The 7518-nt window shown below is 71.7% G+C and carries 6 protein-coding genes; 5 read left to right on the forward strand and 1 reads right to left on the reverse strand.

Features of this window, described 5'->3' with window-relative positions; genetic code table 11:
* Nucleotides 1-342: 342 nt before the first annotated feature.
* Nucleotides 343-1962: a gamma-glutamyltransferase family protein gene (locus AX737_RS28315; RefSeq protein WP_066927179.1), complete on the reverse strand. Its 1620-nt coding sequence runs from the start codon at nucleotides 1960-1962 to the stop codon at nucleotides 343-345.
* A 216-nt stretch (nucleotides 1963-2178) separates the two neighbouring features.
* On the opposite strand from AX737_RS28315, the gene AX737_RS28320 reads away from it, so the two are divergent.
* The 5 genes from AX737_RS28320 to AX737_RS28340 are packed head-to-tail and all read left to right on the forward strand — an operon-like array spanning nucleotide 2179 to nucleotide 7463.
* Nucleotides 2179-3672: an ABC transporter substrate-binding protein gene (locus AX737_RS28320; RefSeq protein ID WP_066927189.1), complete on the forward strand. Its 1494-nt coding sequence runs from the start codon at nucleotides 2179-2181 to the stop codon at nucleotides 3670-3672.
* A complete protein-coding gene (locus AX737_RS28325) occupies nucleotides 3672-4616 on the forward strand; it encodes an ABC transporter permease (protein WP_066927183.1) in 945 nt (314 codons plus the stop codon). Before AX737_RS28320 ends, AX737_RS28325 begins: the two co-directional genes overlap by 1 nt.
* Complete coding sequence (locus tag AX737_RS28330; RefSeq protein WP_066927184.1) at nucleotides 4613-5521, forward strand: ABC transporter permease; 909 nt, start codon at nucleotides 4613-4615, stop codon at nucleotides 5519-5521. Before AX737_RS28325 ends, AX737_RS28330 begins: the two co-directional genes overlap by 4 nt.
* Nucleotides 5518-6549 (forward strand): ABC transporter ATP-binding protein, encoded by a 1032-nt coding sequence (locus tag AX737_RS28335; RefSeq protein WP_066927185.1) that lies wholly within the window; start codon nucleotides 5518-5520, stop codon nucleotides 6547-6549. Before AX737_RS28330 ends, AX737_RS28335 begins: the two co-directional genes overlap by 4 nt.
* Nucleotides 6546-7463, forward strand: a complete 918-nt coding sequence (locus AX737_RS28340; protein WP_066927187.1) for an ATP-binding cassette domain-containing protein — start codon at nucleotides 6546-6548, stop codon at nucleotides 7461-7463. Before AX737_RS28335 ends, AX737_RS28340 begins: the two co-directional genes overlap by 4 nt.
* Nucleotides 7464-7518: the final 55 nt, after the last annotated feature.

A 7518-nucleotide genomic window follows, 5' to 3' on the forward strand; every position in this document is an offset into this window, starting at 1 on the left:
TCTGAAAGGTCATACCCCTCACCCCAACCCTCTCCCTATGGGAGAGGGGGCGCGGTGCGGTTCCGTTGGCGATCTCGGAGACGACCCCCGCCATGTGCGATCGCCCTGCCCTATGGGAGACGGGGCACGGCGCGGTTCACCTCATGCGGCCGAACCCAGCAACCGGAGGCTGCCTGATTCCGGGCCCCCGGTGATCGCGGGGGTCCCCCGCCATCGGGGCCGATCGGGAGAGCGGTCGGGACCGGCGGAGGGGGAGATCGAGCGGGATCTCTGCGCCGGGACGACACCCGCTCGATCGAAAAACCGCTCCGGGGCGAGGATGGCCCGGCGAACCGCCGGACCTCAGAAGACCACCGCCTGCCCGTCGCGCCGCGGATCGCTCGCCGCGACGTAGCCGTCCTCGGCGGGATCGCCCATGCGCCAGATGAACTGGCCGGCGCCGAAATCCTGGTAGCTGTCGTTGATCACATCGACCCTGTGGCCGCGCTCGGTGAGCGCCTGCACCGTCTCGGGCGGCATGGTCGATTCGACGTTGATGCTCAGGCCTTCGTTGACGCGCCAGCGCGGTGCGTCGCAGGCCGCCTGCGGGTTCTGGTGGTGATCGAGCATGCGCACCAGCGTCTGCACGTGCCCCTGCGGCTGCATGTTGCCACCCATCACCCCGAAGCTCATCACCGGCGCACCCGCCTTGGTCAGGAAGCCCGGGATGATGGTGTGGAAGGGGCGCTTGCCCGGCGCCACCACGTTGGGGCTCGCCGGATCGAGGTGGAAGCCGTGGCCGCGGTTCTGCAGCGACAGGCCCCATTCGGGCACCACGACCCCCGAGCCGAAGCCCATGAAGTTCGACTGGATGAAGCTCACCATCATGCCGGAGGCGTCCGCCGCGGTGAGATAGATCGTGCCGCCGGAGGCCGGGTTGCCGGGGCCGAAATCCTGCGCCCGCGCGCGGTCGATGAGGCGGCCACGGGCCTTCAGGTAGGCCGGGTCCAGCATCTGCCCGGCCGTCACCGTCATGCCGGTGGGGTCGGCCACGTAGCGGTAGGTGTCGCTGAACGCGAGCTTCATCGCCTCGATCTGGAGGTGCTGGCTCTCGGGCCCGTCCGGCGGCAGGCTGGCGAGGTCGAAATCCCCAAGGATGCCGAGCGCGATCTGCGCGGCGATGCCCTGCCCGTTCGGCGGGATCTCGTGGAGCGTGTAGCCGCGGTAATCCTTGCCCGTGGGCTCGACCCATTCGGGCCGGAAGGCGGCGAGATCCGCAACCGTCATGGCGCCCCCGTGCGCGGCGGCGTGGCGGGCCATCGCCTCGGCGATCTCGCCCTCGTAGAAGACCCGGGGCCCGTGCTCGGCCAGGGCGCGGAGCGTGCGGGCGATGCCCGGCAGGCGCACCCGCTCGCCGACCTCCGGGGCGCGCCCGTGCGGCAGGAAGACCTCGGCGAAGCCCGGCTGGCCGGCGAGGTCCGCCACGCGGGCGGCGGCCGCCCATTTTTGCTGCACCACGATCGGCGCGAGGTAGCCGCGCTCGGCGATCTCGATCGCCGGCTGCATCAGGTCGCCGAAGGGCAGGCGCCCGAAGCGCTCGTGGAGCGCCGCCCAGGCCGCGACCGCGCCCGGCACCGTGACCGAATCCCAGCCGCGCATCGGCGGGCGGGCCGCCGCGCCGTACTTGCGGCGGAAGTAGTCGGGCGTCCAGGCGGCCGGCGCGCCGCCGGAGGCGTTCAGCCCGTGCAGCTGCTTGCCGTCCCACAGGATGCAGAAGGCGTCCGAGCCGAGCCCGTTGCTGCAGGGCTCGGTGATGGTCTTGGCCGCCGCCGTGGCGATGGCCGCGTCCACCGCGTTGCCGCCCTGCCACATCATCCGGAGCCCGGCCTGCGCCGCGAGCGCGTGCGAGGTCGCCACCACGTTGCGGCCGAAGATCGGCATGCGCAGCGAGGGGTAGCCGTGGTTCCAGTCGAAGGGCTTCATCGATTCGGTCCGTGATTCCCGGTTCGCGCGGCGGGCTCGGCCCTCCTGTTGCGCCGATCCTCCCCGCCGCACAAGTTGTGCCGTCCACGGGCGCGCTGGCACGGATGCTGCTTGGAACACCGTGTGCCACAGGATCGCGTCGCCGCGGTCTTGACGAGCCGGCCCGCGCGCCGGACCCTCCTGGCCGACCAATCCTCGCACGAACGGGACAACTGGATGTTGCGTCTTGCCGCCGCCTACCTCGCCGCAGGGCTCGCGCTCTCCGCCGCGCCGCTCTCGGCCCAGACCCTGCGCTACGGCTTGATGGAGGATCCCGACGCCCTCGACCCGACGCTGGCCCGCACCTTCGCCAGCCGCATGGTCTTCGCCGCGCTCTGCGACAAGCTCGTCGATATCGGGCCGGACCTGAAGCCGGTGCCGCAGCTGGCCACAAAGTGGGAGCTGTCGCCCGACGAGCGGGTGCTCACCGTGACCCTGCGGCCGGGTGCCAAGTTCCACGACGGCGAGCCCGTGAACGCGGCGGCCGCCAAGTTCTCGCTCGAGCGTCACCTGAAGATGCCGGGCTCGCAGCGCCGCGGCGAGATCGCGCCGATCGACACCGTGGAGGTCGTGGACGACCTCACCTTCAGGATCACCCTGAAGCAGCCCTTCGCGCCGCTGATGGCCCAGTTCACCGACCGGGCCGGCATGCTGGTCTCGCCGAAGGCCGCCGAGCGGCTGGGCGACAGGTTCGCCACCGCGCCCGTCTGCGCCGGCCCCTACAAGTTCGTCGAGCGGGTGCCGCAGGACCGCATCGTGGTCGAACGCTTCCCCGATTACTGGAACAAGGACCAGATCCACATCGAGCGCATCGAGTTCCGGCCGATCCCCGACAGCACCGTGCGGCTGACGAACCTGCGCGCCGGCCAGCTCGACCTCCTGGAACGCCTCGCCCCGACCGACGCGCCGCAGGTGGCGCGCGACGCCAAGCTCAAGCTCGCCTCGACCTACGAGCTCGGCTTCCAGTCGGTCCTGTTCAACCTCGCCAAGGCCGGCTCGCCGGTCGCCGACCCGCGCGTGCGGGCGGCGTTCGATCTCTCCCTCGACCGGGCCGCCATCAGCCAGGTGGTGTTCAACGGCGAGTTCCTGCCCGGCAACCAGTGGGTCTCTCCGAAGCACCCGGACTACGTGAAGGAGTACCCGATCCCGAAGCGCGACGTGGCGAAAGCCAAGGCGCTCCTCGCCGAGGCCGGCCAGCCCAGGCCCCAGATCACCCTGATGGTCTACGCCAACAGCGAGGCGCCGCAGGTCGGCCAGGTGATCCAGGCCATGACCAAGGAGGCGGGCTTCGACGTGAAGCTGCAGGCCACCGACTTCACCACGGCGCTCGATGTCGCCGACAAGGGCAACTACGAGGCCTATCTCTACAACTGGAGCGGCCGGCCGGACCCGGACGGCAACACCTTCAGCTTCCTCGCCTGCAAGGCGCCCCTGAACTATCCGCGCTACTGCAGCGAGGGCGCCGACGCGGCGCTCCAGGCCGAGCGCGGCTCGGTCGATCCGGAGAAGCGCAAGGCCGCCTGGAAGGCGCTCGCCGACAAGGTGCTGACCGAGCGCCCTGCCGTCTACCTGATGCACCGCAAGCTGCTCTGGGCCTACAGCCCGAAGCTCACCGGCTTCGTGCCCTATCCGGACGGGCTCGCCCGCTTCACCGGCCTGAAGCTGAACTGATGCTGCGTTTCCTGGCCCACCGCCTCGCCCTGGCGGTCCCGACCCTCGTCATCGCCTCCATGATCATCTTCGCCCTGCAGCAATTGCTGCCGGGCGACGTCGCGACGGCGCTGACCGGGGAGGAGCGCGACCCCGAGGTCATCGCCTTCATCCGCGAGAAGTACCACCTCGATCAGCCGCTGCCCGTGCGCTACGCCTACTGGGCGGGCGGCGTGCTGCAGGGCGATCTCGGCGTCTCGGTGCGCCTGCAGAAGCCGGTCTCCGAACTGGTGCTGGAGAAGCTGCCGGTCACGCTGGAACTCGCCTGCCTCGCCATGCTGGTGGCGCTCGCGATCGGCGTGCCGATGGGGATCCTCTCGGCGGTCAAGCAGGGCACCTGGATGGACGCGGCCGCCAACGGGGTCGCGCTCTGGGGCCTGTCGGTGCCGAACTTCTGGCTCGGCATCCTCCTGATCCTGCTGTTCTCGGTGCATCTCGGCTGGCTGCCGGCCTCCGGCTACGTGCCGCCCGGCGAGAGCCTCGTCGAGAACCTGCGCTCGATGGCGATGCCGGCCTTCGTCCTCGGCAACGCCATCGCCGCGGTGATGATGCGCCACACCCGCGCGGCGATGCTGGGCGTCCTGGGCTCCGACTACGTGCGCACCGCCCGCGCCAAGGGCGTCTCGCCGTTGCGCCTCGTCCTGCGCCACGCGCTGCCCAATGCGGCGATCCCGATCATCACGCTGGGAGCGCTGGAATTCGGACAATTGCTCTCGGGCGCGGTGCTGACCGAGCAGGTCTTCTCCGTGCCGGGCTTCGGCAAGCTGATGGTGGACGCCGTGTTCAACCGGGATTTCGCCACGGTGCAGGGCGTCGTGATCTGCACCGCCGCCACCTACATCGCCCTCAACCTCGCCGCCGACCTGCTCTCGGCCGTGGTGAACCCGAAGCTGCGCCGCGCATGAGCACCGGCGCGCCTCTCACCGAAGCCGCCGGCGTCGCCGCGCCCGCGGCCGCCACCCCGCGCGAGCCCGGCTCCCTCTCCGCCTTCTGGCGCCGGCTGCGCGCCCGGCGGAGCGCGGTGATCGGCCTTGCCATCGTCGTCGCGCTGGTGGCGATCGCCGCGCTGGCGGACGTCGTCGCACCCTACGATCCGACCGCGACCGACTGGGGCGCGGTGCGCGCCGCGCCGAGCCTCGCGCACCCGTTCGGCGGCGACGAGGTCGGGCGGGACGTGCTGTCGCGCATCATCTACGGGGCCCGCGCCTCGCTCGGTGCCGGCCTCGTCTCGGTGGCGCTCGCGGTCGCGCTCGGCCTGCCGATCGGCCTCCTCGCGGGCTATGCGGGGGGCTGGGTCGATGCGGTGATCATGCGCCTCACCGACGCGCTCCTCGCGATCCCCTTCCTGATCCTGGCGATCGCGCTGGCCGCCTTCCTGGGCCCGAGCCTCACCAACGCCATGCTGGCCATCGGCCTCTCGGCCACCTCGACCTTCGTGCGGCTCACCCGGGCGCAGGTGCGGGCCGTGGCGGCGGAGGAGTTCGTGGAGGCGGCGCGCGCGGTCGGCAACCCGCCCTGGCGGATCGCGCTGGTGCACATCCTGCCCAACATCGTGCCGGCGATCCTCGTCCAGGCGACGCTGACCATCGCGGCCGCCATCATCGCGGAGGCGAGCCTCTCCTTCCTGGGCCTCGGCCAGCAGCCGCCCGAGCCGTCCTGGGGCGCCATGCTGACGGTCGCCAAGAACTTCATGGACCAGGCGCCCTGGATGGCGATCTGGCCGGGCGTCTCGATCTTCCTCGCGGTGCTCGCCTTCAACCTTCTGGGCGACGGCTTGCGCGACGCCCTCGACCCGAGGCAGCGCACATGAGCGAACCTCTGCTCGCCGAACCCCTGCTCGACGTGCGGGACCTGCGCGTCACCTTCGACACGGAGGGCGGCACGGTCCACGCCGTCAACGGCGTCTCGTACACGCTCCGCGAGGGCGAGACGCTCGGCATCGTGGGCGAGTCCGGCTCCGGCAAGAGCGTGCACGTGCTCGCCATGCTGGGCCTGATCCCGCGCCCGCCCGGGCGCATCGCGGGCGGGCAGGTGCTGTTCCGCGGCCGCGATCTCCTGGCGCTGCCCGAGCGCCAGCTGCGCAAGGTCCGGGGCGGCGAGATCGGCTTCGTGTTCCAGGATCCGATGAGCTCGCTCAATCCCGGCATGACCGTCGCCCAGCAGATCGTCGAGCCCCTGCGCATCCATCTCGGGCTCGGCAGCCGCGCGGCGCGCGCCCGGGCGCGCGAACTCCTCGACCTCGTGCGCATCCCGAACGCGGCCCAGCGCCTCGACCAGTACCCGCACGAGTTCTCCGGCGGGCAGCGCCAGCGCGTGATGATCGCGATCGGGCTCGCCTGCCGGCCGAAGCTCCTCATCGCCGACGAGGCGACGACCGCGCTCGACGTGACGGTGCAGGCCGAGATCATCGCGCTCGTGCAGGAGCTGAAGCGCGAACTCGGCATGGCGATCATCTGGATCACGCACGACCTCGGCGTGGTCGCCGGCATCAGCGACACCGTGCAGGTGATGTATGCCGGGCGCATCCTGGAGCGGGGCCCCGTGGACGACATCTTCGGCGACCCGCGCAACGCCTACACGCTGGGCCTGCTGCGCTCCCTGCCGGACCTGAGCGGAGGCCGCGCCGGGCGCCGCCGCCTGCACCAGATCGACGGCAGCCCGCCCGACATGCGCCGCCCGCTGCCGGGCGATCCCTTCGCCCCGCGCAACGCCTACGCCACCGCCCGCTGCCGCGCCGAGATGCCGCCGCTCGTCCAGGCCGCGGGCGCCGCGCCGGGCCATCTCGTGGCGGCCTGGTACGACCTGCCGGCCCGGCTCGCCGAGGAGGGCGCCCGATGAGCGCGTCAGCAGCCCCCATCCTGTCGGTCCGCAACCTCTCGAAGGCCTATCCCCTGCGCGCGTGGTGGGGCGGCAAGGCGTCCGTGTTCCGCGCGGTCCACGACGTCAGCTTCGACATCGCGCCGGGCGAGACGCTGGGACTCGTCGGCGAGTCCGGCTCCGGCAAGTCCACGATCGGCCGGGCCGTGACCATGCTGAACCCGCCGACCGCGGGCACCGTCGCCTTCGAGGGCACGGATCTCGCCACGCTCCCGCCCCGGGCGATGCGGCGGATGCGCGGGCGCATCCAGACCGTGTTCCAGGACCCCTACGCCGCGCTGAACCCGCGCATGAGCGTCGGCGCCTACGTCGCCGAGGCCTTCCGGCTGCACCGGCCCGGGATGGGTGCGGGCGAGCGCCGCGCGGCGGTCGAGCACCTGTTCGAGCGGGTCGGCCTCGATCCGGCCTTTCTCGGGCGCTTCCCGCACCAGTTCTCCGGCGGCCAGCGCCAGCGCATCTGCATCGCCCGGGCCATCGCGCTCAGGCCGAGCTTCATCGTCGCGGACGAGCCGATCGCCGCGCTCGACGTCTCGATCCAGGCGCAGGTGGTCAACCTTCTGCAGGACCTGCAATCCGAACTCGGCCTCTCCTACCTGTTCATCTCCCACGACCTGCGCATGGTGCGCTACCTCTGCCACCGGGTCGCGGTGCTCTGGCGCGGACGCATCGTGGAACTCGCCGAGAGCGACAAACTCTACGAGGACCCGCGACACCCCTACACGCAGCGCCTCCTCTCCGCGGTGCCGCTGCCGGACCCGGTCGCCGAGCGCGCCCGCCTCGCCGCCGCCGATCCCCATCTCCCGCCGGATGGGCAGCCGGGAGACCTCGTCGAGGTCGCGCCCGGCCACTGGGTCGCGGGCAGGGCGATCGCATAGGGCGGGGGTCGTCTCCGAGATCGCCACTGGAACCGCGCCGCGCCCCCTCTCCCAT

The sequence above is a fragment of the Methylobacterium sp. CCH5-D2 genome (assembly GCF_001556475.1).
GTDB lineage: Bacteria > Pseudomonadota > Alphaproteobacteria > Rhizobiales > Beijerinckiaceae > Methylobacterium > Methylobacterium hispanicum.